The sequence below is a fragment of the Ruegeria sp. HKCCD7255 genome (assembly GCF_013031565.1).
Lineage (GTDB): Bacteria > Pseudomonadota > Alphaproteobacteria > Rhodobacterales > Rhodobacteraceae > Ruegeria.
Window position 1 is genome coordinate 192,355 of the sequence record NZ_WQAG01000003.1, and the last position, 26,311, is coordinate 218,665.

Here is a 26,311-nt window from a genome sequence, read left to right on the forward strand (position 1 = left end):
GCGCCAGAAGTGAAGGCGGAGCTCTGTCTCACCAAAAGGGAGGAAAACATGGGAAAAGTAATCTTGGGAATTGTGATCGGGCTCGTCCTTGGCGTGGTTGGGGCGATGACCTTGGGTGGCGGGGCCGCGGTGGGTGTCGGCGTTGCGACAGGCTTGTCCACCGGTGTCTGCACCACACTGAAAGGAGCACAAGCCGAGAACCTGATCACCGCCGAGCAAGCGGATCAGATTCTCAATCGCGTGAATTCCGAGATGGCGTCACTGCAGGGAATTGAAACGACGGGCGAGATCGTCGGTAGCGCACAGGCATGCGATGAGTTTCTGTCAAAGTTAAGAGAAGCGAAGTGAAATCACCTGATCCTAGTTCAAAGAAGGAATTTATTTCTAAAAGAAAGGAACTTGTTGAATGCACTTTGACTTGGCACATGCAGTCGTAACCGTACTACTACTAGTGGCAACACTCTTTGTACTTCAAATGTCAGGGATCATTAAAGAAGAGGAACGTCGCAAGTTTAACTGGAAAGTAGTTGTCGCGATGGCCGTTGTTGTTTTCCTGCTGAATCTAGTATGGCCGTACGGACCATGACCTGATGAGCAGCAGGACGCTGAAACCTACTGTTTGTTACCAATTTGCTCTATGCACTGTCGGCAAGCTGCGTTTGATGTGCACATTGGGAATGTTGACGATGATCGTTTTGAGCGGATCAGCATTCGCGCAAAGTGCGTTTGAGATTGTTCCTGGTCCCTGCGTTGTACCCGTCCCAGATGAAGCAGAAATTGCCTCGGATGTGTCTTGCGGCACGTTTTATGTTCCTCGGGACCGCTCCTACCCTAACGATGACTTAATTGGCCTACCTTTCGTCCGTGTCTCCCAAAAAAGGGAAGCGGCAGATCCGCCAATGTTTATGCTGTCAGGCGGACCCGGATCCTCGCTTTTGACTGAAGGGATTTACGCCGTCTTCTCAGACCCAATGCTCGGCCCGTTGATCGCGACCCGAGATATCTTTATCCTAGAAGAGCGCGGTTCCAAACACAGTGTACCTTCTTTGGATTGCACACCCTTCCATCGTCTGCCGTGGCGTGCAGTTGTGGAAGACAAAACCAAATCAGATACTACCAATTGGCTTCTTGACGCTATTCAAACTTGCAGATCTGATGCTGAAGCTGACGGTATTGATTTGACCAAATTCAATAGCTTGCAAATGGCACAGGATTTAGACGCTGCTCGTGAAGCCTTCGGATATGAAAAAATCGCCGTCTACGGTGCGTCTTATGGAACACTTCTGGCGCAACACTACGCTCGTATGTTCGGCAACAACCTTGAAGCTCTCATACTTGACGGCGCAGAGACACCTACGACCCAAAACTGGGCGGAAAACCGGGCGATTGGCGTAGATTTCTCGATTGGGCAACTCGCAACGCAGTGTTCCGCCGAGCCAAAATGCGCGGCAGAGTTCGATCTGCTTTCTCTGGTTCAAGAGGGAATTGATCTATTTCAAGAGGGCCCGATCCCAACAACCTATGTGAACCCGAAAGACGAGACAGAGACTTTAACCTTCAGCATCTCCAAGCAAAGTTTCGTTGAGTTTGTGTTTGAGCGGCAAAGCGGTCAGATCTCAGTCGGCAGTCTACCGGCCATACTGACACTCTTACTTGCCGATGGTCGTGCAAGCTTGTCAGAGGGGCTCGGCCCAATCATCGGACAAGCGGCGCTGGAAGCCAGGGACACACCTGCTGGCAATCTTGCGTCGTTGATGCACTTCACAGTCGTCTGTTCTGAAGATCCGGTCAATTCTACCGAAGACGTCAAGACAACACCTGACACGAGTGAATATGCTTCGTTGTTTTCTGGGTTGGTGGGTGAACAGTACAAGACTGCCTGTGAAACTTTGGCGCTTCCAGAGCTTTCGCCTGATACAGATGAGCCGCTCAGAGCCGACGTTCCGACGCTGATACTGACAGGCCAATTAGATGCTAGAACACCAGCATTCCTTGCTGACAAGGTCGAGGAGTCTCTGCCGAACGCGCAACAGTTTGTTTTTCCGTCTGGGACGCATGTCCAGATTGGGGAATTCAACCGTTGCGCGGCTTCACTTTTAGTCAAGTTTCTTGCCGACGTTTCAAACGTGGTTTCTGCGCCCTGCCTAAACGAACTTGAGCCAGTGAACTTCGTTTTACCAGATGGGTCTTTGTCGAGGGATTAGAAATTCGGGACACGTTGATCTTCATTTGGAAGCTAAGCAACAGAGAAAGGCAAATCTGAAGTCAGAAATATGCCCGCCACAACCTTGGGCCAAACGAAACTATTACGATCATTCAACAGGGGCCAACTGATGAATCTCAAGCTACTCAAACTCCTCACACCCGTCTTCGCAATCGCGGGTACAGCTGCTTTTGCAATATCAGAAGCCGACGATGCGTGTATTGACCATTTGCGGCAGGTGGGAGGACCAGACGGTCAATCAGGTACGATTGAAAGCTCGCAGTTCTCGGAAGCCGGTACGCTGGTCATACTGCGTGATGCAGGTGGAACACTCTGGCGCTGTATCGCGTACAAGGATGGAAGCATCGGCGAGATGTCGGTTGTCGAAGCTATGGATGATGGCGGTGGAGCAATGGCAGGCGCCGCCGGTTCTACCGGTAGCCAACGTGTCAAATTCGATGCTGGCTCCACCGGCGCCGAACTAGTTGGTGAACTCGCGCCCGGCGCCTCTCAGCAATATGTTCTGGGTGCCAAAAACGAACAGTTCCTCTACGTCCGCGTTGCTCCGCGAAATGGCTCCTTGGACTACGTTATTCGTAACCCCGATGGTACTGAACTGTTGGGATTGATGTCGGCGGACAAAGAGTATCGAGGACAGCTTTGGCAATCTGGTGATCATGTTGCGGAGGTTATCAATCGCAGCAACTCTTCCGTCAGCTACAACGTAATTTTCGGAATTGAATAGGTGATCGACTAGAATCCCCGAAACGTATCCCCCCAAAAGCTAGGAAAAACAGATGAAATCCAAAGTACTATTTGTGATAGGCACGATGTGCATTTCTGCGCTTGCAGCATGCGATGAGAGTAGCGGTTCGGTAGATGCAAGTGCACCAACTGTGGGCAGCTCTAGCGATCTTTCGTCATTTGAAGGGGCAAGAGCGGGACAGGCTGAAATGGGCATCCAGAGTCTCGGATTTGAACTCATCCGAAGCGAAGGGCTCACCTCGTACTGGTTTAACACGGATACTGGTGCATGTGCTCGGATCACAACATCTGAGGGAAGGTACTCAGATGTAGCTATGCTGCCATCAGGTGACTGCTGACACATTTTCATCGATCTAACATCCGCAATAGGGAGCACTAGTATGCATTTTGATCTGGCACATGCGGCGGTCATCGTTGTCGCTCTGATTGTCACAAACCTGGCATTGAAGTCGTCCGGCGTGATCAACGAAGAAAGCAAACACCAATGGAACTGGAAAGTTTTTCTGGCCTACTTCGTGGTCGTCTTTATCATCAATCTGGTGTGGCCGATTTAAAGCTTCAGGTCGGAAAGTCTATCCCGCACTTGATACGGCTGCTGAGAATGAGCCGCTCCAATAGATTACCAAGTGGGAAGAGTTTGAGCATAACAGGCTGAAAAATAGGAAGGAGCTGGCATGCGGTTTTTGACGTCCCTCATATTCATTGGTGTTCTGGCAACCGCGGCGAATTCTGACGTAACCAGTCGAAACGGTGGCCCAAGCAACAGTCAAATGCTTTCAAAGGGTGGTGACGGAGGTGTTGATGGCGTCGCTTTCTTTCGCCCAGTCTTAAGCGGAGTATTGTATCGCTCTGGTTTCAAAGGCGGCGACAAGGATCGAACGGGTCTGAGTAAAGTTCAACGCGAGACCCTTTGCGATGAAGGGTTTTCAACCGGGTTTTACGCAGACTTCGGCAAGAACACCGAATACGGCCGCACAAGTTGCGGAAACGGATCTTTCGACTATCAAAGCGCCAGATCCTCCCGACCCAGTGCTGTCATGGCGTCCATACACGAGGTGATTGAAAACCCTGGAAAGGGCCCTGTTCTGGTACACTGCATGTGGGGCGTTCATTCCTCGGGTGCATTGTCGGCAATGGCGCTCGTTCAGTTTTGCGGTTGGACGGAAGAAAGGGCCAAGGAATATTGGAATGATGCCCGAAACGGGGCGCCTTGTTCAGGCGGATGCGACAAGTGGATTGACTCAAAGTTCTCCAACTTCAGTGTCGACCCAAAGTTAAAAATCTCCACCGAACAACAGACAGCGATTTGCCCTAAATGATATTGGGAGGACTATCCAAATGAAGCTCAGTCTTCTAGGGTCACTTGCTTTCATCGCACCCACTGTCTTGTTGGCGCACGACGATGTTCTTGGTGAAGCCACGACATTTGAGAGTCCCAATGGCGTCACTGAACGCTGTATTAGGATCGAAAAAATTCCTACGGGCGAGTATAAGAAAAGCGATCTTGAGGAAGAAACGGCCTATTGCGAGATCGATTTCTATGCCTCCGAAATCGCTATTTGCCCAAAAACCTGGAGTACCAGTCCAGGAATGGCCGTCTACGATATTTCGGAAGGACCATACAAGGGGAACCGTTCTGAGTTCGAGAGAAACGCTTGCAAAGAGGGGAAGGCGGCAAAAGATCTGGCCAAGGACAGGGTAGCCAAATTCAAATCCACCATGAACCAAAAGGGCACCAGTGGAACATTTTCCACCTCGTCGCTGCTTTACTATCATTTTTCTAGGTATTTTGACACGACTGTCAAAGTTCCAGTCGCCGTTTGGCGTAGCATGGACGCCCAAGCGCATTTTTCCGAAGTCGCAGAGCCTGGTCTTGTGATTTCTGGCGGCTCTCATGGCGGGCGCATGAACCATGAAGGCTGGCGGGTCTTCGCGGCTGCGGATGCCGACCCAAACTCATACCAACCAACCGATGATCTGTTCACCTCGGATCGAACGCAAATATACGGTGTACTGCTTGATAGTCCTGGGCATCGATACGGCTCGGAAATCAACGGCACCCGCAAGTCTGGTTGGGGGAAAGGCCAAAACCGTGATTTCCAGGAAACGCCTGCTTTCTTGGCTTTGCGTTCCTCAAAACCCCTGCCAGAGGCTATTGAAGAGGGCGTTAAAGAAGGCAGAAAGGACCGGCAGATCAACAAGGATCTCGGTCCTGATGTCAGTGATCAACAGATGACATTTTGGATGCAAGAAATTACCGAGGTTGTTCTCCTCGATTTCATCTTTAGCCAGCAGGACCGCGTAGGAAACATAGACTTCACACCCTATTGGTATTGGGTCGAAGACGGAAAGCTGAAGCATAAGAAAGCCAAGCACCATGAGCCAAACGATGGAGACGTTCCCGCCGACGCGTTATTGATCCGTCGCAGCAATCTAAACGACAACGATGCTGGTGGGCGTGTCGAGTATGCCAACTTCGCGAAATCTACACAAATGCTGGAGAAAATTCGCCACTTCTCTCCAAGCACATATCGGAGCTTGGTTGCATTGAATAGTGACCTTCAAACCCAAGGCTCAGTCTATGACTGGCTATCGCAAAGCTTTGGGTTGTCAGATCGGCAGATTGCCCAAGTTGTGAAAAACACCGCGCTGGCAACGTCCATTCTCCAGGACAATTGTTCTAATGGTGATTTGATGTTCGACTTGGATCCTGTCGCATTCTTTTTGAGAAACGACACCGAGGTAGAGGCTGTGGACTGTAATGACCCGTAAGCGTTCTGCCCTTATTGCGGCGTTCATTTGGACCGCTCTGTTAGCCTGTAAAGCGGCGGCGTTGGATGTCATCGTCATATCGGATCTGAATGGCAGCTACGGTTCGGTGGTGTATTCTCCTCGCGTCGACAAAGCGATTGAGCGGATAATCGAGATTGATCCCGATCTGGTGATTTCGACGGGCGACATGGTCGCGGGACAGCGCATTCCCAACTTGTCCGACAAACAGGTCAGGGAGATGTGGAAGGCGTTTCACGTGGCCATCTCAGATCCTCTAGCGGCTGCCGGAATTCCATTTGCGGTCACGCCTGGAAACCATGATGCTTCCGCCTACAGTGGGTTCGAGCGTGAAAGAAAAATATACGCAGAGGAATGGACTCCGAGAAAACCAGACGTCGATTTCTTGGTTTCAAATGACTACCCGTTCTTCTACGCTTTTGAGATGCAGGGCATTACGTTTGCGTCTCTGGATGCAACAACCCTAGGACCCCTGTCCGGTGACCAGCAGGACCGCCTACAGGAACTGGGTGCAGACGGAGACCCGATTGTCACTTTCAGTCACCTCCCACTTTGGCCGTTCGCGATCCAGCGCGAACGCGAAATCATCGGTGACCCAACACTTGAAAAAATCTATCTGGAAAGCGGTGTTGTTCTGCATCTGTCAGGCCACCATCATGCCTTCTATCCCGGTTGGAAAGACGGTGTCGCTTACGTCTCCCAAGCTTGTTTGGGCGGTGGCCCGCGACGGTTAATCGGTTCAAAAGCCAGGTCGCCTCACAGCTTCACTCATGTAACGTTCCAGCCAAATGGAGAATTTGGGATTGCGGTATATCGAGGGCCTGATTTCGAAAGGTCGGTAAATTTCAAGTCGCTCCCGAAAGAGATCAGATCTCCGAATGCAGTGTTGAAACGCTTAGACCTTGTCAAATGACTAAAGGTTGAGTTTCAGTTCGACCTTTTCTGGGACCAGATCGTTTATCATCTCTTCGATCCGGGCTTCTGAGAGTCCTCCTGAGGTGATGAAAAGCAATGAAACGCGAGATTTTCCGGGGACGTGGTGTTTTCTGACCAGCTTCCAGCCAGCGTCTGCGGCCATCGCTTCAATGTCTCCGCTGACTTTCAATGAGTGTTTTTCATCTGAAGCTTTGAGCGAAACTTCCACGCCCTTGTTTCGCCCTCCGAGCCAAATGAAGCTCCAACACACAATCGCCACCAGTGTGGCCATCAGTGGTAAGCCCAAACCGACGGCAAGACCAAGAACCGTTACGATTATCATTTCGACTGTATCGACCGGATCATCCAGATTGGAGCGGAACCTGAGCAACGCACCGATGCCAAAAATAACGAAACCAATCATTGACCCGTGCTGGACCACGAGGAATCCCACAGCCATTCCAATTAGCGCGTATAGGAAGAACAGTCTGGGCATAACCAGATCGCTGACACTTCGGCGCGCTTTACGTCGTACGGGATGATAGACAATCAATGCGGTCAAAATGATCGTTACAATGACGTCTAGCGTGAAGAAGTAGAGTTCCTGCTTACCACGGAACTGAGTCCAGCCTCGTTCAATCACTATCTCTGACTCGGACGTTCCCGCAAGCAAGGAAGCAGGATCAATCTGAGAATAGCTAACGCTAGGCAAAAGCACCGCCAAAAGGACCGATACTATCGAAAATAGCTTACTCAAAAGTCTTTCCCTCCCTCTGTACCGTCGAATAGTCGCTGCGAAGTGAGTAACTTGACGCAATCGTTCCACACCTCGCGATGAAGCCGCACTCCCATAGACTAATTCAACCTTATGAATTTGGTTCCGGTAAAGCCTTGCGGGATGAAACATCAAACTTCCGCCAAATACTGTGTTAGGTTGGACAACATCGATTTTTGATCGAGTATGAACTAAGTCCAAAAGAACGCAGGTTTTACTCGAATGAACCAGCCAAATGATCGGCACAAACGAAGAGTTGCGAAGGTAATTTGCGCAAGCCTTGCTGTAGTCGCCAACGCTTTGGCGTTAACGAGCCCAGTGAGAGCGCAGGCTGATATGTTGGAACTTATTGAATCTTACAAAGTTGCAGATAAATCAGCGGGCTTTTCTGAGCCATCTGGGTTATCGCTTTCCAGCGTTGATGGGTTCTTGTGGGCAGTAAGCGATGAAGCATCGAAGCTGCACCTTCTAGGAGTAGATGGAGAACTAAAGAGTTCGTTCAAACTTCCAGAATATCTGGGCACAGACTTGGAAGGTGTCGCTGGAAGAAAGGATGGGTCTGTATTGCTGTTACAAGAAACTGACCGATCTATCGTAACGGTCCAACCAACAGATCCAATCAAAGTCAATTCTACTTCAATTTCTTCGCTCAGGGGCTACGGCAAAGTTGCTGAAATGCTTGCTGAGAACCCTTTGAACAAGGGGCCAGAAGGGATTACTGTAGATCAAGACACTGGGCAAGTATTCGTAGTCATTGAGGGTCAACCAAGACTGCTGCTCATCATTTCGCCAGAGATTGATGAGATTGTCGAAGCAGTTCCATTAACGGCTCAGGCTGGTTTTGTTTCATCTCGTGCCGACGATGACGAACTAGACATCAGCGGGATTGCCTGGTCCGGCAAGACCAAATCTTTATGGATACTCAGCGATGAAGGGCGCCGAATATTCGTTTTTGATCCTGAAGTTCTGACGGTCAAAACTATCGACTTAATTTACTCCAAAAAGGATGAAGCAAAGGAAGTGAAGAACCCTGAGGGGATCGCTTTGGATGAAAGTGGTGACGTTCTATACATCTTGACCGATGATGGAAAAAAGTCACGCCTCTACGCATTTGTCCTACCGCAAGCTTGATTGCAGTAAGAAATTCGCACTTGCTTGTCGTATTTAATTGCAGAAAAACGAAATAGCCAATTTGTCGGCATAGCGGAAGTTCAGCTAAACCTCAGCATATGTCGGCTTGGTCCCGTATCGCAGAAATTGAAAAGTCCGGTGACGAATGACCGCTCCACGCTGGAACTGTCGAATGAACCCGCTGCATTTCGGTGGCAGGACACAAGCATCTGGGATTCCCTGCGGACCTATCACAGTGTGATGTTTGCAGTGCTTAGGCAAAATAGTTGAATTTGCACCTGCTTGGCCGTTAAGAGGAGTTTCTCTGTGTCGTTGTATTCGAAAATCACAACTTGCCCACTTAGACGCAATCATAGCCCTTAGAAGTCGACAAAATGCCACATTTTTTGCAACTCCATCACAGTACTATTTCAGTTTTTGAGCCCTCGTAAGACCCAGAAGACTAGACATTCTCTATGACTTCGGAGATTAGAGGAACGGCCTAGCTAGGCATCGGTAATCTCGTGAGCGAGCGGTCCAGATTGACAAACACTGACCTATAACTTACACCAGCCCTTGCTGAGAGGGCCAAACCACAGGGCCTGTTGAGCGTTATGAACTACCACCCCAAATCGGATTTCATCGCCACGATGATCGAGCGCGGCTTTCTGGCCGATTGCACCGATTATCAGGGCCTTGACGACGCGCTGATCTCGGGGGTGCAGACGGCTTATATCGGCTATGACGCCACGGCGCAGTCACTGCATGTGGGGCACCTGATGAACATCATGGTGCTGCGCTGGTTGCAAAAGACCGGGCACAAGCCGATCACCCTGATGGGTGGCGGCACGACGAAGGTGGGGGATCCGTCGTTTCGCTCGGATGAACGCCCGTTGCTGGGCCCCGAACAGATCGACGCCAATATCGCGGGCATGAAGCAGGTGTTTGCGAAGTACCTGTCGTATGATGACAGCGATACCGGCGCGCTGATGCTGAACAACGCCGAATGGCTGGACAGTCTGAACTATCTCGACTTCCTGCGTGATATCGGGCGGCATTTCTCGGTCAACCGGATGCTGTCGTTCGAGTCGGTGAAATCGCGGTTGGATCGGGAACAATCGCTGAGCTTTCTTGAGTTCAACTACATGATCCTGCAGGCCTATGACTTCCTGGAACTGAACCGCCGCTATGGCTGCGTGTTGCAGATGGGTGGCTCGGACCAGTGGGGCAATATCGTCAACGGGATCGATCTGACGCGCCGGGTGCTGGATCACGAGATCTATGGCCTGACCACGCCGCTGCTGACCACCAGCGATGGCCGCAAGATGGGCAAATCCCAGGGTGGTGCGGTCTGGCTGAATGGCGATATGCTAAGCCCCTACGAGTTTTGGCAGTTCTGGCGCAACACCACAGATGCGGATGTAGGCCGGTTCCTGAAGATCTTCACGGAACTGCCGGTCGACGAATGCGACCGCCTGGCCGCTCTGCAAGGGTCCGAGATCAACGAGGCCAAGATCCGTCTGGCCAATGAAGTGACAACGCTGCTACACGGGGCAGAGGCTGCGTCCACCGCCGAGGCAACTGCACGTGAGGTGTTCGAAAAAGGTGGTGTCGGGGATGATCTGCCGACGCTGACCCTGACCGAAGCCGATACTCCGATCTCCATCGTGCAGTTGATCGTCAAATCGGGCCTCGCGAAATCGGGCAAAGAGGCCAAGCGTCTGATCGCCGAAAACGGAGCCAAGCTGGACGACGCGCCGCTGACCGATGCTGGGCTGATGATCGATGCGGGCGCCCTGTCCTCTCCGATCAAACTGAGCGCAGGCAAGAAGCGGCACGCGCTGGTTCAGATGGGTTAAGGCTCCTTGCGGCTCGGGCGCATCACATCGAGCCCGGGCGTCCTTCGCCGAAAAATTCTGGCCGGGTTCACTTCTGTGCTAAGCTGTCTTTCAGTTTAGCACTTTGAAGTATCGACCATGGCTATTCCCAACAAATTCACTTCATCCCGTCGCAGCGATGTTGTCTTCGAAGGCGAGAAATTCTCGACCGGTGCCGATGAGGTTACCTGTATCCTGACAACCGACAGTCTGAAGCTGAAAGGCAGTTCCCCTGCATCGGGCCATTGCGCAATTGTCGAGCGGTTCAACGCGCGCTGGGACGTGAAGGATCTGATTGATCTGGGGGCGGTGCAAAAGGCACTGTCCAACAAAAGCACATTGCAGAAACTGGCCAGAGCCAATTCGGTGGAAAAGATACTGGAGCTGCTTGCCCTTTCGGAAATCCACATGATGGCCGACTATTCCGAGTTGCAGGCACAAACCTATATCAAGGGCCACATCCTCAGCGAAAAATTGGGCGGTCCGGGGACAAATGCAAACCTGACGCCGATGTCGGCCAGTTCGAATTCGACCTACTACAGTGGTTTTGAATCCAAGCTGATCAAAAAGCTGCAGGAAATCCGAAAGGAAGAAAAAGCATCCGGCTATCGCGCGCGGGTCAGGTTTCACGCCAAGTGCAAAGGGTCCATGAAACCCTGGTGGGGTGGCGCGTCGAAAGAGACTGTGCGAATGCTGAGCAAGCTGCCAAGGACCCTTGAGGCCAGTTGGCGGCTGGACAGTTTCTTTCCTGACGGCAAGCCCAATGAGCGGTTGGCCAAATCCAAGCTTCCGGCAGACGCGTCAAAGAAGATGCCAAAGACCTTGGCCACCAAGGCCGAAAGCTACACGTTGGCATTGTAACGCCCTGCTGGGGGCTAGTCTACGGTTTCGGCCAAAGACAAATCCGAGCAGTAAAGGGTCAAACGGCCACCAAGGGGTGGCCGTTAGATGTTGAAGCTTATGCGTTTAGGGGGTCAGGTCCGGCCTTTGCCACCGCCCTTACCGCCACCGTTTCCTTCGCCGCCGCCGCCGTTGCCAGCGCCGCCACCTTGGCCGTTATTGCCTCCGCCATTGCCGGTTCCAGGCCCGGATCCGCCGGTGTTTCCGCCGCCATTGCCCGGGTTGCCGTTGTTCCCGTTGCCATTACCGGGGCCTTCACCGGTGCCGCCTTTGCCACCGCCCTTGCCAGGCTTATCGCCGCCTTTGCCGCCACCTTTGCCGGGTTTGTCTCCGCCCTTGCCGGGCTTATCGCCCCCTTTACCGGGCTTGCCGTCGCCACCACCGGGCTTACCCCCGCCGTTGCCGGGTTTACCACCTCCGTCACCGGGGTTTTCGCCGCCATCACCGGGACCACCGCCGTCGCCTGGGTTATCACCGCCACCACCGGGGTTTTCGCCACCATCGCCGGGACTACCGCCATCACCAGGATTGCCGCCACCATTACCTGGTGTTTCACCACCGCTGCCGCCGGAGTTGCCGGTGCCACCACCAGCACCGCCTCCTGCACCACCTGGGGTGTCACCTGCATCCGCAAACGCCTCGCCCCCACCAAACGGGTCAGAGTTTCGGTCCTCGCCAAACAGATTGCCCGAAACACTTGCGGTCGGCAGGTCAGTCAGCAAAGAGGCCAACCCGGGGCACTGCGCAGATGTCACGCTCAGCGTCGTTTCAAAATCCGCTCGGCGTTGCAGGCGCTCAAGAAAACTGGGGGTGACCTGCGCGCAGTCACACAGCGCCGCGTAATCGCCTGCGTTTGCCAGATCCCGCGCGGTGCGCCAATTGCAAGCCTCGGTTGACGAAGCGGCGTCGCTTACGATGAAAACTCCAACAAATGGCGCAGCGACCAGCGCACCAAGGAGTTTCTGTTTACCTTTTACCATGTTCGGTACCTCCTGATAGCTAAACACGCGTTTGCTGTGGTTTCTTCGAACACGACTTGGCGACTGGCCGTGAAGTCCGGGTGAAGCCCGCCTGAAGATCTCTTTAGAAACCCAAACCGTTTCGGTCGGCCGCAAATGTGTAGACAAACCAGGGTGGCACCGGTTATTGAACAACTGTTCATATCACAGGGAGTAGACCGACATGCAGCTGTCCACAACCAAAGCTTTGGTGACCGGCGGAGCGTCGGGGCTGGGCGAAGCCACGGCGCGTTATTTCGCCTCTCAAGGCGCGCAGGTCACAATTCTGGACCGGGACGCCGAGCGTGGCCCAACGGTCGCCAGCGATATCGGAGGGCATTTTGCACAGACGGATGTCACCGATGAAACCTCGGTCAGTTCTGCCATTGCCCAGGCGGTCGACGCCATGGACGGTGTGAACGTTGCGGTGAACTGCGCCGGGATTGCCTATGGTATCAAAACTGTGGGCCGCGATGGCCCACACCCGCTGGACGCGTTCCAGCGTACCATAGACATCAATCTGGTCGGCACGTTCAACGTCGCGCGTCTGGCCGCAGCCGAGATCGCCAAGGCCGATCCCGAGGCAGATGGCGCGCGCGGCGTGATCATCAACACCGCCTCAATCGCCGCTTTTGACGGCCAGAAAGGCCAAGCGGCTTATGCGGCCTCAAAAGGCGGTGTGGTGGGCATGACCCTGCCCATGGCCCGCGATCTGGCCTCGACCGGTATCCGCGTCATGACAATCGCACCCGGCATCTTCATGACCCCAATGCTGGCGGGCCTGCCCGAAGAGGTGCAACAACAACTGGCCGCCGACGTACCCAACCCCGCCCGTCTGGGTGATCCAAAGGAATACGCCCGCCTGGCCGGTTTTATCGTCGAAATGGGTTACCTTAACGGAGAGGTCATCCGCATCGACGGCGCCCTGCGGATGCGGTAACGCTTGCCCATGACCGAGCGTGAGAAAATGGAAGCGGGCGACTGGTATTGTTGCCTTGATCCCGAGCTGAATGCACTGCGCGAAAACGCGCGGCGGGCTTTGCATGCGCATAATACGAGCCATCCGGACAGTCGCGGTGCCATGTCATCCGAGCTTCGAAACTTGTTGGGCGATGCAGGTCAGGAGCACCGGATCGAAGCTCCGTTTCACTGCGTCTACGGCTTCAACATACATCTTGGGAGCCGGGTGTATTTCAACACCGGCTGCGTCATCCTGGATACGGCGCGCGTTCAGATCGGTGATGACTGTATGTTTGGCCCCCAAGTGCAGATCTATTGCGCGCAACATGCCAAAGACCCGGTAGAGCGCGCACGTGGTCTGGAATATGCCCGCCCGGTTCGTATCGGAAAAAACGTCTGGGTTGGCGGCGGGGCGATCATCCTTCCCGGTGTTACTATCGGTGATAACGCCATTATTGGTGCGGGCGCCGTGGTCACCAAACCGGTGGCAGCAGACGAAACGGTTGTGGGAAACCCTGCCCGTCCGATTGCACAAGACCGTTAGGTCAGGCCCCTTCAGCCTTTTCTTCCAACAGCAGCCATTCTTCCTCGGCGGCGGAGAGCTTTTGCTGACGCTCCACCAAGGCTTCGGTTGCCTTTTGAAACTTGACCGGTTCGCGGGTGAAAAGCTCGGGGTCGGCCATCAGCTCTTCCAGCTTGGCGATCTCGGCCTCAAGCCGGGCGATCTCGGCGGGCAGTTTGTCCAAGCGATGTTTTTCCGAAAAAGACAGGCCCGGTTTCGGCTTGGCCTCGGCCTTAGGCTTTGGTTTGGCGGCTTTGGGCTTGTCTTCCTTCTTGGGGGCAAGCTCGCCGCGTTGGGCCAGATAGTCCGACCATCCGCCCGCATAGGCGGTGGCGCGCCCGTTGCCTTCCATCGCAACAGTGGTGGTGGCGACCCGGTCCAGAAAATCACGGTCGTGGCTAACCAGCAGGACGGTGCCGTCATAGCCATCCAGCAGCTCTTGCAGAAGGTCGAGCGTTTCCACATCCAGATCGTTGGTCGGTTCGTCCAACACCAGAAGATTCGAGCTTTTGGCCATCAGCTTGGCCAACAGCAAGCGCGCCTTTTCTCCGCCGGACAGGGATTTGACCGCCGCGCGGGCCTGCCGTTCGTCGAACAGAAACTCTTTGAGGTAGCCCACCACATGTTTGGGCTGGCCGCCCACCATCACTTGATCGGCCTTGCCTGAAACCCGCATTTCGGGGTCGCCTGTCAGGCTGTCCCAGAGGCTCATCTCGGGGTCCAACTGCGCGCGGGTCTGGTCGAACATGGCGACCTCTAGGTTGGTGCCCAGGGTCACGGTACCTTCATCCGGCTGTTCCTGCCCCAGCAACATCTTCAGCAGCGTTGTCTTGCCCACACCGTTGGGGCCAACAAAGGCCACGCGGTCGCCGCGCTGCACCAGCAGATCGAAATTGCGCAGGATAGCTGTGTCGCCAAAGCTTTTGGTCAGCCCTTTCGCCTCAATCACCTTACGGCCGGATTTTGGCCCCGCCTCCAGTGTCATGGCGGCCGAGCCCTGGCGTTTGATCTGCGCGGCCTTTTCGGCCCGCAAGGCCTGCAAGGCGCGCACCCGGCCCTGATTGCGTTTGCGTCGGGCGCTGATGCCTTCCACAGCCCATTTCGCCTCGGACTTGATCAGCCGGTTCAGCTTGTGGCGCTGCTGGTCTTCTTCCTCCCAGATCTTGTCGCGCCAGGCCTCGAACGCATCAAACCCCTGTTCTTGCCGTCGCACCATGCCGCGATCGATCCACAGCGTCGCGCGGGTCAAAGCGCGCAGAAAAGCACGGTCATGCGAGATCAAGACAAAGGCCGCGCGGGTTGCCCCCAACTCACGTTCAAGCCAGGCAATCGCCTCGATATCCAAGTGGTTGGTCGGCTCGTCCAGCAACATTAAGTCGGGCGCTTCGGCCATCAGCTTGGCCAGCGCCGCGCGCCGGCGTTCCCCGCCCGAGGCCGTCTCAACCGCGCGCGAGGGATCGAACTTGAGCCCCTCGCCCGCGCGTTCAACCTTGTAGAGCTCACCTGGCTCCAACCCGCTTGCCGCATAATCCCCCAGCGTGGCAAACCCCGCCATGGTGGGATCTTGCTCCATATAGCCCACAGATTTCCCCGGAGGCACAGTAATGTCGCCCTGATCCGCCTCGACCAGGCCTGCCATCACTTTCATCAGGGTGGATTTGCCCGACCCGTTCCGTCCCACAAGCGCGACACGATCACCGGGCTGAACCACCAGATCAAGCTCGGAAAACACCGGATCACCCCCAAAGGTCAGGGAAATGCCGGACATCTGCAACAAAGGAATTCTCGCCATGCCCGCCAGCTAAACCGGTGGGCAGAAAGCGTCAACGCCCCTGTTTCACCTTTTCAGAAATACTCAAATTAACCGACCACGGTCCGCAGCAAACGTTTGCGAGTTGCGGGGATCGCGCCGATTTCCAACCCGGTGAAGACGTGCAGCGTGTTCAAGTGCCGATCCACCACCGCATGATCGCTGACCCATCCGCCCATCATCAGATAGGTGCGCAGCAAGGGCGGCATCCGCTGCATCGCCTTTTTGGCATCGGGCTTGCGCCGCAGACGGGTCGCAAAGCGGAACACATCGGGCGCCTTGATCCGGGGTAACCAGCGCTTTGGGGCCAGGTGTCGGTGTTTCAGCATCGCAAAGGCATCCAGATATTGCGCGGTTTCCGTCCCGGCAAAAGAGGAACAGCCAAACAGCATCTCGATCCCGTTTTGATCCACATAGGCGGTCATTGCCCCCCAGGCGACCCGCAGAATATCCGGGTCAGTTTTGCCGGGATGCACGCAAAAGCGACCCATCTCGACCATGCGCCCCTCAAAGCTGTGCAAGGCCGATAGATCATAGAACTGTGCGGAATAGCCGGCGCCGATCTCGGCCCCGTTTTGCATGGTCAACAGGCGGAAACAGCACACCAGTTGATCCTCGGCACGGCGATCTTCGATCAGGACATGCGCGCAAAGATCGTCAAACCGGTCTTGATCAAGCTGCGCCGTATCAAAGGCACGGGTTCTGAGCCTGCAGGCCGCATCCAGATCCGCGGTCGTCTCTGCCAGACGCGCTCGGTACCGTCCTTTGTTCAGCAACACTGCTCTGGCCATGGCGGCACGTTCCACATTTATCGACTAAGACTTCGTCTGCTCCGTAGCACAGAGCATATGACTTTCCGGTGACGGAAACAGCAGATTTGAACTCTTATTGGTTAATGCCCGGGATATTGGCCGGGTTGAAGTTACCGATATTGCCCAGCAATTGACGCAGGAAGCCTTTGTCTTCCACGTTCGAATCCGTCACGCGACGCTCAAGCACGATGACATAGCCATCCTCAAGCCCGAACCGCTCGATATTGCTGACCACGCCGCGCTGATCAAAACTGACGGCCACCAACTCGCGCGAGACAACTTTGGGCCGACGCGCGCCCGACTTGCGAACACGGGAGGCCACGTAATAGAACCCGGAATCCCGCAAAACACCCGAGGAACTAGGTGCGCCGACGGTCTCCAATACGGTTTCGCGGGTATCGACCCCGACTTTGATTTGCGCCAAATCTTCGGGGGGTGGCACATAGCCGTGATTCTTGAAGACGGGGGAACATGCAACAACGGCCAGGAGCGCGCCGAATGCCAGCGATTTGAACGCCAGGTTCTTGTTGTTCGACACGTTGATCATCTTCACCCTCTTGCCTTGGCACCGTGCGGCTTCTATCCGATTACAGAAACCGGTGCTTTGGTTCAACACAGGAAAGGGTCACGAATGGCCGATCATACAGCTCTGCGCGTCGCGGACCTGCCGCAAAACGTGCCGACGGCGTTCGAACTGCGCCCCAGCGGCGATGCGTTGGACGTTCTCAAAGACGATCTTGGGCTGCTGGGTTTGCGCAAGGTTTCCTTCATCGGCCAAATCGAATCCCAAGGCAAACGCGACTGGAAGCTGACCGGCAAGCTTGGCGCCACTGTCATTCAGCCCTGCGTCGTCACGCTTGACCCCGTGACAACGCGGATCGAAACCTCGGTACGTCGGATTTATTTGGCCGACTGGTCCGATCCGGACGAGCCGGAATTCGAAATGCCCGAAGATGACGAGACCGAAGCTCTTGCGGCCGAGATCGACCCCGCATTGGTGCTGTCCGAGGCCTTGTCGCTAGCCTTACCGCAATATCCGCGCAAACCCGACGCGCAGTTGCAACACAGCAATTACACCGAGCCGGGCAAAGAAGCGATGACAGATGATGATGCCAAACCCTTTGCCGGGTTGGCGGAACTGCGCGATGCGCTGAAAAAAGACGAGTGACAGGGCCATGTTTTCCTGTCATAGCAAGCCGTCAGAAAAATCGCTTGAACATGTCGAGAATCGCAGTATTTTCGCGCGCTCATCCGAATTTGGGTTGGACATTGCGAGGCTTGCGGCCTAAACGCGCGTCACACCACGAGAAAACGAAGAATGTAACCCGGGTCAGCAGCGAATCTGCGGCCCCCAGTCAGACAAAGGTTGAGACCATGGCCGTCCAACAGAACAAAGTTTCCAAGTCGCGTCGCAACAACCGCCGCGCACACGACGCTCTGGTTGCTGCAAACCCGAACGAATGCCCGAACTGTGGCGAGCTGAAACGCCCCCACCACGTTTGCGCATCTTGCGGCCATTATGACGATCGTGAAGTTGTCGCACAGGCCGACGAAATCGATCTGGATGAAGACGCGGCATAAACCTGATCGAACGCAGGCGAACGCATGACGGATCAGCCCACGCCAAGCGACCGGATCATCATCTCGGTTGACGCCATGGGCGGAGATTCAGGCCCCGCCGTAGTGGTTGCGGGTATTGCCAAGTCTGCGGACAAGAATCCCAAGATCGGGTTCATCCTGCACGGTCAGGAATCCGAGTTGAGAAAACTGGTTGCCAAACGGCGCGTCCTTGAGGGGCGCGTCGTTTTTCGTGATTGCCCTGATGTGGTCACGATGGAGGACCGGCCCAGCCAGGTGGTGCGCAACGGCAAGCAGACCTCGATGTGGTCCGCGCTGGAATCGGTGCGCGCAGGTGAAGCGCATGGTGCAGTGTCTTGCGGCAATACCGGCGCATTGATGGCATTGTCGATGATCCGGCTTCGCAAACTGCCGGGGGTGAACCGCCCTGCCATCGCGATTCTGTGGCCCTCGCGCAACCCTCAGGGGTTCAACGTGATGCTCGATGTGGGCGCCGATGTGCGCGCCGACGCAAAGGATCTGCTTCAATATGCCCTGATGGGCGCCTCTTACGCGCGCAATGGGATGGCGCTGACCCGCCCTCGGATCGGTCTTTTGAATGTCGGCACCGAAGAACACAAAGGCCGCGCCGAGCTGAAAGAAGCCCACGCGCTGATCGCCGATTTTGCGGAACAGGCAAACTTCGATTTTGTCGGTTTTGTCGAAGGCAGCGACATCCCCGGCGATACGGCAGATGTCATTGTCACCGATGGGTTTACCGGCAATGTGGCCATCAAAACAGGTGAGGGTACAGCCAGCCTGATTGGCGATCTTCTGCGTCAGGCGTTCAAGTTTTCTCCGCTGTCGCGACTGGCCTCGGTTCTGGCGATCACCTCGCTAAACCGACTGAAAAAGCGTATCGACCCACGCCGCGTGAATGGGGGCGTGTTTCTGGGGCTGAACGGCACGGTAATCAAATCCCACGGCGGTGCCGACGCCACCGGTGTGTCCGCTGCGGTAAAGCTGGCCTTTACCCTGGCCGAATCAGGCTTTTCGGAAAAGTTGGCGGCACGGGTTGCATCTACAGCCGCCCTTGCACAAGATGCCGCGCAAGCTGCGCCGCAGCAATCGCAATAAGAATAAAAGGGCAGTACCCAAAGCATGGCAAGCCGTTCAGTTGTTGTAGGTGTCGGGCATTATCTACCCAAACGCGTCGTACCAAATGCAGAGTTCGAAAAGACGCTGGATACGACGGATGAATGGATCCGGACCCGCTCGGGTATTGAACGCCGCCATTTTGCTGCCGAAGACGAAACGACCTCCGATCTGGCCACCAACGCCGCCGAAGCGGCTCTGGCAGATGCCAATCTGACCGCAGACGAGATCGACGCGATCATTCTCGCCACGTCAACCGCTGACCTGACGTTCCCCTCAGCTGCAACAATGGTACAGGCACGGCTGGGCATGACCCGCGGGTTTGCCTTTGACGTGCAGGCGGTTTGCGCGGGATTCGTTTTTGCCTTGGCCAATGCCAATGCTCTGATCCTGTCTGGGCAGGCCAAACGCGTGTTGGTGATCGGGGCCGAGACGTTTTCGCGGATTATGGACTGGTCCGACCGGTCGACCTGCGTTTTGTTCGGCGATGGTGCTGGCGCCCTGATACTGGAACAGCAGGAAGGCACCGGAACCTCGGACGATCGCGGCATTCTTTCAACCGATCTGAACTCGGACGGGCGCTACCGCGAATTGCTTTACGTCGACGGCGGCGTGTCGACCAATACAACCGGTCATTTGCGGATGCAGGGCAACCAAGTCTTCCGCCATGCCGTTGAAAAACTTGCGAAAACTGCGGAAACTGCGTTAGAGCGCGCTGGTTTGAACAACGCGGATGTCGATTGGGTTGTGCCCCATCAGGCCAATATTCGCATCATACAGGGCACCGCCCGAAAGCTGGATCTGCCAATGGATCGAGTGGTCGTCACCGTGCAGGATCACGGCAATACCTCGGCCGCATCGATCCCATTGGCGATGTCTGTGGGCAAGCAGCGCGGTCAGATCAAACCCGGTGATCTGATCGTGACCGAAGCTATTGGCGGTGGTCTGGCCTGGGGCGCTGTTGCGCTGCGGTGGTAACCGGCACAATCCGGCTTACACACACAGCCGCAATTCATTGATATTGACAGCGAAATTGCCGCCGCCCTATGCTCGGTCATCAACAGGGGATTAGGCATGAGCGACAAAACACTCACTCGTATGGATCTAAGCGAGGCTGTCTTTCGTGAGGTGGGCCTTTCACGCAATGAAAGCGCACAGCTTGTGGAAAGCGTCCTGAACCATATGTCAGATGCGCTGGTTCGTGGGGAACAGGTGAAGATCTCGTCCTTTGGCACGTTCAGCGTTCGGGACAAGACCGCTCGTATCGGCCGCAATCCCAAAACCGGTGAAGAGGTGCCAATCCAGCCCCGCCGCGTTCTGACCTTCCGCCCGTCGCATCTGATGAAAGATCGCGTCGCTGCCGGGAACCGCAAGTAAAACCCGAGGCATCCAAGCATGAGCAAGTCCCCCGACGCGTTCCGCACGATCAGCGAAGTTGCGGATTGGCTCGGAGTTCAGGCCCATGTTCTGCGCTTCTGGGAAAGCAAATTTACCCAGGTCAAACCGGTGAAACGTGCGGGTGGCAGACGATATTACCGCCCCAATGACATGCGCCTGCTGGGCGGTATCAAAAAGCTGCTGCACGAGGACGGGATCACCATCAAGGGGGCTCAGCGTATCCTGCGCGAACAGGGTGTGGCCCATGTTGCAGCTCTGTCGCCACCGCTTGATGAAGGCTCTGAGGGACCAGCAGAGGTGATTGAGGCCAAGGTGGTTTCCATGCCCACGCCACAACCTGTTGCCCCCGTTGAACAATTCAAGATGGACCTGGCCCCCGACGCTGAGCCCGCCCCAGCCCCATTGGCAGAGCCTGCCGCGTCTTCAGAGCCACCGGTTCAATCCCAACAGCCTACATCGCCAGAACCGGCTAAGCCGTCTGTCGACCCCGATATCATGCCCAGCACCGAGATTGACGAAGCGCCCCTGATGGGCGGCATCGCGTCTCAGGCCTGGAACGTGCAAGAGTTTGACCCGCAGCTTTTGCGCAATATCGCCCCGATTGCCAAAGACCTACGGGCCTGGCTCGACCGGGTCGAAACCCGAATTGCGGGATAAGCAAAAAGGCGATGATTTCCTCTTGCCCCTGTCGGGAAAGTCTTTATGAACACTCCAACGTCGGGCTATGGCGCAGCCTGGTAGCGCGTCCGTCTGGGGGACGGAAGGTCGCAGGTTCGAGTCCTGCTAGCCCGACCAAATCACACCGACGTATATGGCACATTCGCCAGATCCCGCTCTGGCACCAGGGGGGATCGAAATGACAGGTGTTTGCCCGAACCAGCAGATCGAAGCGATGATCGCGCGGGGCGAGATTTCAGCCAGCCCGGACGTACTGCCAGCGCAGGTGCAACCCGCCAGCCTGGATTTGCGCCTTGGAACAGTAGCTTACCGGGTGCGCGCGTCCTTTCTGGCTGGTGAAAACCGCACCGTCGCCGACCGCCTGCAAGAATTCGAGATGCACCAGATCGATATCACGGACGGTGCTGTTCTGGAAAAAGGCTGCGTTTATCTGGTGCCGTTGATGGAATCGCTGGCCCTGCCGCAAGACATGACCGCTGTGGCCAATGCCAAAAGCTCGACCGGGCGGCTGGACCTGCTGACGCGGACAATCACCGATGGCGGCACCGAATTTGACCGCGTTCCCGCAGGCTATACCGGCCCGCTTTATGCCGAGATCTGCCCCCGCTCCTTCTCGGTTCTGGTGCGCCCCGGCATGCGCCTGAACCAGATCCGATTCCGTCAGGGTCAGGCGGTTCTGAGTGACGCAGAGTTGACCGCCCTGCACAATGCCTCACCGCTGGTGGATGGCCCCGCCGTCATTCAAGACGGGCTGGGGTTCTCGGTTGATCTGCAATTGCCAGACACAGATCTGGTCGGCTATCGCGCCAAGCCCCATACCGGGGTAATCGATCTGGACCGGATCGGAGAATACGACCCGCAGGATTATTGGGAAGAGGTACGCACCAAAGAGGGGCGAATCATCCTCGACCCCGGCGCATTCTACATACTGGTCAGCCGCGAGGCGGTGCATATCCCACCGCTTTATGCCGCTGAAATGGCCCCTTATCTGGCAATGGTCGGCGAATTCCGTGTGCATTATGCCGGGTTCTTTGATCCCGGCTTTGGTCATGCGGCCGCCGGAGGCGCCGGATCACGCGGCGTGCTGGAAGTGCGCTGCCATGAGGCACCCTTTGTGCTGGAGCACGGCCAGGTTGTAGGGCGGCTGGTCTATGAGAAAATGGCCGAGATGCCAACGCAGCTTTATGGTGCTGGCATCGCGTCAAATTATCAGGGACAGGGGTTGAAACTGTCCAAGCATTTCAAACCGGCAAACTAGAACTTCATGAACCGACGCATCTGTCGGCTCATGCGCTGCGCCTGTTTCATATTCTGTTTGGTCCGCTGGCTTTTCTGCTGCATCTCGCGTTCAACCTCGGGGCTGGCCGGCCTGTCCAGGCTGTCGGGTTTGCGCGACATCCTGCTGGCCATGTCAAAGCCCTTATCCACCCCTTTGGACACAAGACGGCGCACCACCTGTCGCACGATCATGTCTATGATCCGGTTGGCGTTCATTGTTCTTCTCCATTGCCTCGCGGCCAATATAGCCGATTGCCACGGCAGAAAAAGAGCGCGGTGATCACTCTTCTTCGAACATTTCGCTCTGGTCGTCGTCTTCGATTTCCTCACGCCCCTCGCCCAACGGCATAGCACCGGGCGGTGGACGGTTTTCCAGTAGCCCTGCGGCGCGCAATTCCTTGAGGCCCGGCAAGTCGCGGGCGTTTTCCAACCCGAAATGATCCAGAAACTGCGGCGTCACCACGAAGGTGACCGGACGGCCCGGTGTCATGCGCCTGCGGCCCAGCCGGATCCACTCCATTTCAAGCAGTTGATCAATCGTCCCGCGTGAGACGGAAACGCCTCGGATCTCTTCGATCTCGGCCCGGGTACAGGGTTGATGATAGGCGACAATCGCCAGCGTTTCGATCGCGGCCCGGCTCAGCTTGCGAGTCTCAACCGTTTCCTTTTGCATCAGAAAGCCCAGATCGGGTGCAGTGCGGATCGCCCAGGCATCCCCCACCTGCACCACGCGCACCCCGCGCCCTTCATAACGTTTTTGCAGCATTTCAACCGCTTGCGCGGCATTGCTGCCATGGGGCATCCGCGCTTCGAGATCGGCCAGAGTGACTGGCTCGGCGCTGGCGAACAGCACCGCCTCGACCATACGTTCCTGTTCAGCCATGGGAGGGGCTTCGAACAGGGTGCCGGTCTCTTCGGGGGCGTCAGTCACGTGTCTGTCCTCTTGCGCAATTGGATCGGAGCAAACGTATCGCTTTGCTTCATCTCCATATGTCCTTCTTTCACCAGCTCAAGTGAAGCGGCGAATGTGGCCGCCGTGGCCGATCTGCGGCGAACCGGATCGGCATCCCAGCCCTCGGGCAAATAAGTCTCCATATCCGTCCAGGTACCGGCAAAGCCAATCAAGGGGCGCATCCGTTCCAGGGCCTGTTCCATCGTGAACACGGCATCACGGTCCATGACAAACGGACGGAACTCATCGCGGGTGCGGATACGGGCATAGCCCTGCATCAGGTCCAGCAACGTGGCGGAATAGGTAACGGTGCGGATGCGGGTGACATCTTCGCCCTGCCCGCGTTTGAAGAAATCACGACCCAGTTGGTCGCGGGCCATCAGCCGCGCGGCAGCATCGCGCATGGCTTGCAACCGTTCCAACTGAAACGCCAGATGCGCGGCCAGTTCCTCGCCCGAGGGTCCTTCGTCATCGGGATCAGGCGGCAGAAGCAAGCGCGATTTCAGGAACGCCAGCCAAGCGGCCATCACCAGGTAGTCAGCGGCCAATTCAATGCGCAGCGCCCGCGCCTTTTCGACAAAAGCCAGATATTGCTGCGCCAGCGCCAGAACCGAGATTTTACGCAGGTCGACCTTTTGGGTGCGCGACAGGGTCAGCAGCACGTCCAACGGGCCTTCAAACCCGTCTACATCAACGATCAGCGCTTCTGCGGCCAGCCGATCGGCGACCGAGACCGGGTCTTCGCTGAAAAGGTTATCGTTCATATACCTGCCCGCCCATTAGGGCAGATAGTTCCGCCTCAGCGGCGTCGATGTCAAGTTCCTGCGGCGGTTTACGCATGGCCAGCGCCCGCTCGGCCCGGCTTTGGGCCGCTTGGGTCATTTCGCCTGCGGCCTGCAACACCTCAACACGTTCGTCAAAGCTGCCATTGCAGTGCAGAACGACGTCGCAACCAGCATCCAGGGATTGCCGCGACAGATCGGCCAAGGATCCGCTGAGCGCTTTCATCGAGATATCGTCGGTCATGATCAACCCGTCAAATCCAATCTCGTCACGGATCAGGCGGATCATGGCAGCTGAGATTGTGGCGGGTTGCGGATCGATGCGGTCATAAACCAGATGCGCTGTCATGCCCAATGGCAGGTCGTTCAGCGCGTGGAACGGTGCGAAATCCTGTGACTTGAGGTCCTCAAGACCCAAATCCACATGTGGCAGGTCATAATGGCTGTCGAGCGTGGCGCGCCCGTGGCCGGGGATGTGTTTCAGAACAGGCAGCACACCGCCGTCCAGATGGCCCTGTGCCACGGCGCGGCCAATGCGGGAAATCACTTTTGGGTCAGTGCCATAGCACCGGTTCTTCAGAAATTCGTGTGTCTCATCCCGCGCCACATCGACCATGGGCGCGCAGTTGCTGTCGATGCCAAGCTCAAACAGCTCGCGCGCGATCAGGCGATAGCGCAGATACATGGCGCGTTCGGCCTGATCACCGGCTGCACTGGCGTGGTCCAAAGGGGGTAGCCATTCGCGCGCCAGCGGCGCGCGCAGACGTTGGACGCGGCCCCCTTCCTGATCGATCGTGATGGGACAGTTGCGCCCTACGGCCTCGCGGAAATCATCGCACAAGGCCCGCACCTGATCGGAGCTTTCGATGTTGCGCGCAAACAGAATAAACCCGAACGGGTTCATATCTCGAAACAGGGCGGTCTCTTCGGAACTCAGTCGAAGCCCTTCGGCATCGGTGATCGCGGCGCCAAAGTTCACCGGACGCTGACCGGAATACAGTCAGCCCCTTGTGCAACCAACGCGGCGCAGAACTGGCGCGAGTCGCTTAGGTCATCAAACCCCATGACGCGCAGGCGATAGAACGTCCTCCCACCACTTGAGGTTTTCTGGATAACGCGTTGTTTTCCATTCATGAATTCACCAAACCGACTGTTCAGGCGATCCCATTCGGCCTGCGCCACATCGACACTTTCATAAGCCCCAACCTGCGCCAGACGCGTGCCCTTGGCCAGAGTATTTGGATCCACATCCAGACCTACGGCCGCTTTGACCGCTGCGTTAATGGCGTCTTCAGTGGCGCTACTGGTGGTGGCTCGGCGCGAGATTACGCGTGCAGGTCGCGTCTGTGGGCGCAGCGACCGGCGCACGCCCGGCAGCGCGGCCAATTCCGGGTCTGGCAATTGGGCGGCAAGATCCGCGGGATCGATGGCAGGTTCGTCTTCGGGTGTCGCCAGCGAGGCCAGTTGAAGGCCCGGAATCTCGACCGGTTCGGTGATGGTCAGGCCTTCGGCTTCGGCGACGGCACCGTCTACTGCGGCTTGCCGTATGTCATCCGCCAACCGCGCCTTGGCCTCTTCCAGTTCTTTTTCGGTTTCTGCGGCCTGCAGCTGCCCCATCGGCGCGTCTTCGTCGCTGAGCGACACCGGTTTGGGGGCAAGGATCAGGCGATCAGCAGGGGCTGCGGCTGACCCGACGGCCGCCACAGTGTTTACGGCCAGACCCTGATGATCTGCTGGCGTTCCGCCCGGATTTTCAGGCTGTATGCGCATCGGCCCTTCGGCGGCGCGCACCACAGGAACACCGCTGACATCGCGCACGATCAGTTGATAGCCCCAAACCACGACACCGGCGACCAGGGCCAGCGACGCGGTGGCGCCCAGGAAATTCACGATACGGCTGAACCCGCCACCCCGCGGTGCCGGATCGCGATAATCGCCTTCAGAATAACCGTAATCTTCTTCGGGATGCGCCTGGTTTCTGAAATGCGCCCGCTCGGGGACTTGATGCCCCGAGTAATCATAACTCGCCATATC

Annotated in this window: 29 protein-coding genes and 1 tRNA gene; 20 read left to right on the forward strand and 10 right to left on the reverse strand. The window is 56.2% G+C overall.

Annotated features, from left to right (window positions below):
* The first annotated feature begins 48 nt into the window (after nt 1-48).
* From GOX45_RS07645 to GOX45_RS07675, 7 genes are all read left to right on the forward strand, one after another.
* Nucleotides 49-348: a hypothetical protein gene (locus GOX45_RS07645; RefSeq protein WP_171099574.1), complete on the forward strand. Its 300-nt coding sequence runs from the start codon at nt 49-51 to the stop codon at nt 346-348.
* A gap of 329 nt (nt 349-677) precedes the next feature.
* Entirely contained in the window at nt 678-2,204 is a 1,527-nt protein-coding gene (locus GOX45_RS07650) for an alpha/beta fold hydrolase (RefSeq protein ID WP_171099576.1), read from the forward strand.
* Between the two features lie 129 nt (nt 2,205-2,333).
* Nucleotides 2,334-2,948: a hypothetical protein gene (locus tag GOX45_RS07655; protein WP_171099578.1), complete on the forward strand. Its 615-nt coding sequence runs from the start codon at nt 2,334-2,336 to the stop codon at nt 2,946-2,948.
* Nucleotides 2,949-3,348: 400 nt separating this feature from the next.
* Nucleotides 3,349-3,522 (forward strand): hypothetical protein, encoded by a 174-nt coding sequence (locus GOX45_RS07660; protein ID WP_170493938.1) that lies wholly within the window; start codon nt 3,349-3,351, stop codon nt 3,520-3,522.
* 120 nt (nt 3,523-3,642) lie between these two features.
* On the forward strand, nt 3,643-4,287 hold the full coding sequence (locus tag GOX45_RS07665; RefSeq protein WP_171099580.1) for a hypothetical protein: 645 nt from the start codon (nt 3,643-3,645) through the stop codon (nt 4,285-4,287).
* Between the two features lie 19 nt (nt 4,288-4,306).
* On the forward strand, nt 4,307-5,740 hold the full coding sequence (locus GOX45_RS07670) for a hypothetical protein (RefSeq protein WP_171099582.1): 1,434 nt from the start codon (nt 4,307-4,309) through the stop codon (nt 5,738-5,740).
* Nucleotides 5,730-6,671, forward strand: coding sequence for a metallophosphoesterase (locus GOX45_RS07675; protein ID WP_171099584.1), 942 nt, complete (start codon nt 5,730-5,732; stop codon nt 6,669-6,671). Before GOX45_RS07670 ends, GOX45_RS07675 begins: the two co-directional genes overlap by 11 nt.
* On the opposite strand, the gene GOX45_RS07680 is transcribed toward GOX45_RS07675, so the two are convergent.
* Entirely contained in the window at nt 6,672-7,430 is a 759-nt protein-coding gene (locus GOX45_RS07680) for a hypothetical protein (protein ID WP_171099585.1), read from the reverse strand.
* A 354-nt stretch (nt 7,431-7,784) separates the two neighbouring features.
* Between GOX45_RS07680 and GOX45_RS07685 the strand changes: the two genes are divergently transcribed.
* The 3 genes from GOX45_RS07685 (at nt 7,785) to GOX45_RS07695 (ending at nt 11,296) form a co-directional block, all read left to right on the forward strand.
* Nucleotides 7,785-8,579 (forward strand): SdiA-regulated domain-containing protein, encoded by a 795-nt coding sequence (locus GOX45_RS07685; protein ID WP_171099587.1) that lies wholly within the window; start codon nt 7,785-7,787, stop codon nt 8,577-8,579.
* Between the two features lie 593 nt (nt 8,580-9,172).
* Nucleotides 9,173-10,417, forward strand: coding sequence for a tyrosine--tRNA ligase (tyrS, locus tag GOX45_RS07690; protein ID WP_171100137.1), 1,245 nt, complete (start codon nt 9,173-9,175; stop codon nt 10,415-10,417).
* Between the two features lie 117 nt (nt 10,418-10,534).
* The gene (locus GOX45_RS07695) at nt 10,535-11,296 is read left to right on the forward strand and encodes a DNA/RNA non-specific endonuclease (protein WP_171099589.1); all 762 of its coding nucleotides are present in this window, start codon (nt 10,535-10,537) and stop codon (nt 11,294-11,296) included.
* A gap of 113 nt (nt 11,297-11,409) precedes the next feature.
* On the opposite strand, the gene GOX45_RS07700 is transcribed toward GOX45_RS07695, so the two are convergent.
* Nucleotides 11,410-12,315 (reverse strand): hypothetical protein, encoded by a 906-nt coding sequence (locus GOX45_RS07700; RefSeq protein ID WP_171099591.1) that lies wholly within the window; start codon nt 12,313-12,315, stop codon nt 11,410-11,412.
* Nucleotides 12,316-12,517: 202 nt separating this feature from the next.
* On the opposite strand from GOX45_RS07700, the gene GOX45_RS07705 reads away from it, so the two are divergent.
* Together GOX45_RS07705 and GOX45_RS07710 are read left to right on the forward strand one after the other, a co-directional pair.
* Nucleotides 12,518-13,273 carry a 3-hydroxyacyl-CoA dehydrogenase gene (locus tag GOX45_RS07705; RefSeq protein WP_171099593.1) on the forward strand — a complete coding sequence of 252 codons (756 nt, stop codon included), beginning with the start codon at nt 12,518-12,520 and terminating at the stop codon, nt 13,271-13,273.
* Between the two features lie 9 nt (nt 13,274-13,282).
* Nucleotides 13,283-13,837: a sugar O-acetyltransferase gene (locus GOX45_RS07710; protein WP_217350299.1), complete on the forward strand. Its 555-nt coding sequence runs from the start codon at nt 13,283-13,285 to the stop codon at nt 13,835-13,837.
* 1 nt (nt 13,838) lies between these two features.
* Here GOX45_RS07710 and GOX45_RS07715 read toward each other — a convergent pair whose 3' ends face one another.
* The 3 genes from GOX45_RS07715 to GOX45_RS07725 form a co-directional block, all read right to left on the reverse strand.
* Nucleotides 13,839-15,647: an ABC-F family ATP-binding cassette domain-containing protein gene (locus tag GOX45_RS07715; RefSeq protein WP_254445956.1), complete on the reverse strand. Its 1,809-nt coding sequence runs from the start codon at nt 15,645-15,647 to the stop codon at nt 13,839-13,841.
* Between the two features lie 68 nt (nt 15,648-15,715).
* A complete protein-coding gene (locus GOX45_RS07720) occupies nt 15,716-16,456 on the reverse strand; it encodes a GNAT family N-acetyltransferase (RefSeq protein ID WP_171099598.1) in 741 nt (246 codons plus the stop codon).
* 94 nt (nt 16,457-16,550) lie between these two features.
* A complete protein-coding gene (locus GOX45_RS07725; RefSeq protein WP_171099599.1) occupies nt 16,551-17,024 on the reverse strand; it encodes an outer membrane protein assembly factor BamE in 474 nt (157 codons plus the stop codon).
* A gap of 84 nt (nt 17,025-17,108) precedes the next feature.
* On the opposite strand from GOX45_RS07725, the gene GOX45_RS07730 reads away from it, so the two are divergent.
* The 8 genes from GOX45_RS07730 (at nt 17,109) to GOX45_RS07765 (ending at nt 22,523) form a co-directional block, all read left to right on the forward strand.
* Nucleotides 17,109-17,645, forward strand: a complete 537-nt coding sequence (locus tag GOX45_RS07730) for a DUF177 domain-containing protein (RefSeq protein ID WP_171099601.1) — start codon at nt 17,109-17,111, stop codon at nt 17,643-17,645.
* 206 nt (nt 17,646-17,851) lie between these two features.
* Complete coding sequence (gene rpmF, locus GOX45_RS07735; RefSeq protein WP_008756996.1) at nt 17,852-18,058, forward strand: 50S ribosomal protein L32; 207 nt, start codon at nt 17,852-17,854, stop codon at nt 18,056-18,058.
* A 24-nt stretch (nt 18,059-18,082) separates the two neighbouring features.
* Nucleotides 18,083-19,171 (forward strand): phosphate acyltransferase PlsX, encoded by a 1,089-nt coding sequence (gene plsX / locus GOX45_RS07740; RefSeq protein WP_171099603.1) that lies wholly within the window; start codon nt 18,083-18,085, stop codon nt 19,169-19,171.
* A gap of 24 nt (nt 19,172-19,195) precedes the next feature.
* Complete coding sequence (locus tag GOX45_RS07745) at nt 19,196-20,167, forward strand: beta-ketoacyl-ACP synthase III (RefSeq protein ID WP_171099605.1); 972 nt, start codon at nt 19,196-19,198, stop codon at nt 20,165-20,167.
* A 96-nt stretch (nt 20,168-20,263) separates the two neighbouring features.
* Nucleotides 20,264-20,566 carry an integration host factor subunit alpha gene (gene ihfA / locus GOX45_RS07750; protein WP_037316145.1) on the forward strand — a complete coding sequence of 101 codons (303 nt, stop codon included), beginning with the start codon at nt 20,264-20,266 and terminating at the stop codon, nt 20,564-20,566.
* Nucleotides 20,567-20,584: 18 nt separating this feature from the next.
* Complete coding sequence (locus tag GOX45_RS07755; RefSeq protein ID WP_171099606.1) at nt 20,585-21,244, forward strand: MerR family transcriptional regulator; 660 nt, start codon at nt 20,585-20,587, stop codon at nt 21,242-21,244.
* A gap of 61 nt (nt 21,245-21,305) precedes the next feature.
* Nucleotides 21,306-21,382 (forward strand) — tRNA-Pro (locus GOX45_RS07760).
* A 61-nt stretch (nt 21,383-21,443) separates the two neighbouring features.
* The gene (locus GOX45_RS07765; RefSeq protein WP_171099608.1) at nt 21,444-22,523 is read left to right on the forward strand and encodes a 2'-deoxycytidine 5'-triphosphate deaminase; all 1,080 of its coding nucleotides are present in this window, start codon (nt 21,444-21,446) and stop codon (nt 22,521-22,523) included.
* Here the strand turns inward: GOX45_RS07765 and GOX45_RS07770 are convergent.
* The 5 genes from GOX45_RS07770 to GOX45_RS07790 form a co-directional block, all read right to left on the reverse strand.
* A complete protein-coding gene (locus tag GOX45_RS07770) occupies nt 22,520-22,759 on the reverse strand; it encodes a hypothetical protein (RefSeq protein WP_171099610.1) in 240 nt (79 codons plus the stop codon). The genes GOX45_RS07765 and GOX45_RS07770 overlap by 4 nt on opposite strands.
* A gap of 64 nt (nt 22,760-22,823) precedes the next feature.
* Complete coding sequence (scpB, locus tag GOX45_RS07775; protein ID WP_171099612.1) at nt 22,824-23,474, reverse strand: SMC-Scp complex subunit ScpB; 651 nt, start codon at nt 23,472-23,474, stop codon at nt 22,824-22,826.
* Nucleotides 23,471-24,259 carry a ScpA family protein gene (locus GOX45_RS07780; RefSeq protein ID WP_171099615.1) on the reverse strand — a complete coding sequence of 263 codons (789 nt, stop codon included), beginning with the start codon at nt 24,257-24,259 and terminating at the stop codon, nt 23,471-23,473. The genes scpB and GOX45_RS07780 overlap by 4 nt, the downstream gene beginning before the upstream one ends.
* Nucleotides 24,249-25,256: a beta-N-acetylhexosaminidase gene (gene nagZ, locus GOX45_RS07785; RefSeq protein ID WP_171099617.1), complete on the reverse strand. Its 1,008-nt coding sequence runs from the start codon at nt 25,254-25,256 to the stop codon at nt 24,249-24,251. Before nagZ ends, GOX45_RS07780 begins: the two co-directional genes overlap by 11 nt.
* Nucleotides 25,253-26,308, reverse strand: a complete 1,056-nt coding sequence (locus GOX45_RS07790; protein WP_171099619.1) for an SPOR domain-containing protein — start codon at nt 26,306-26,308, stop codon at nt 25,253-25,255. Before GOX45_RS07790 ends, nagZ begins: the two co-directional genes overlap by 4 nt.
* Nucleotides 26,309-26,311: the final 3 nt, after the last annotated feature.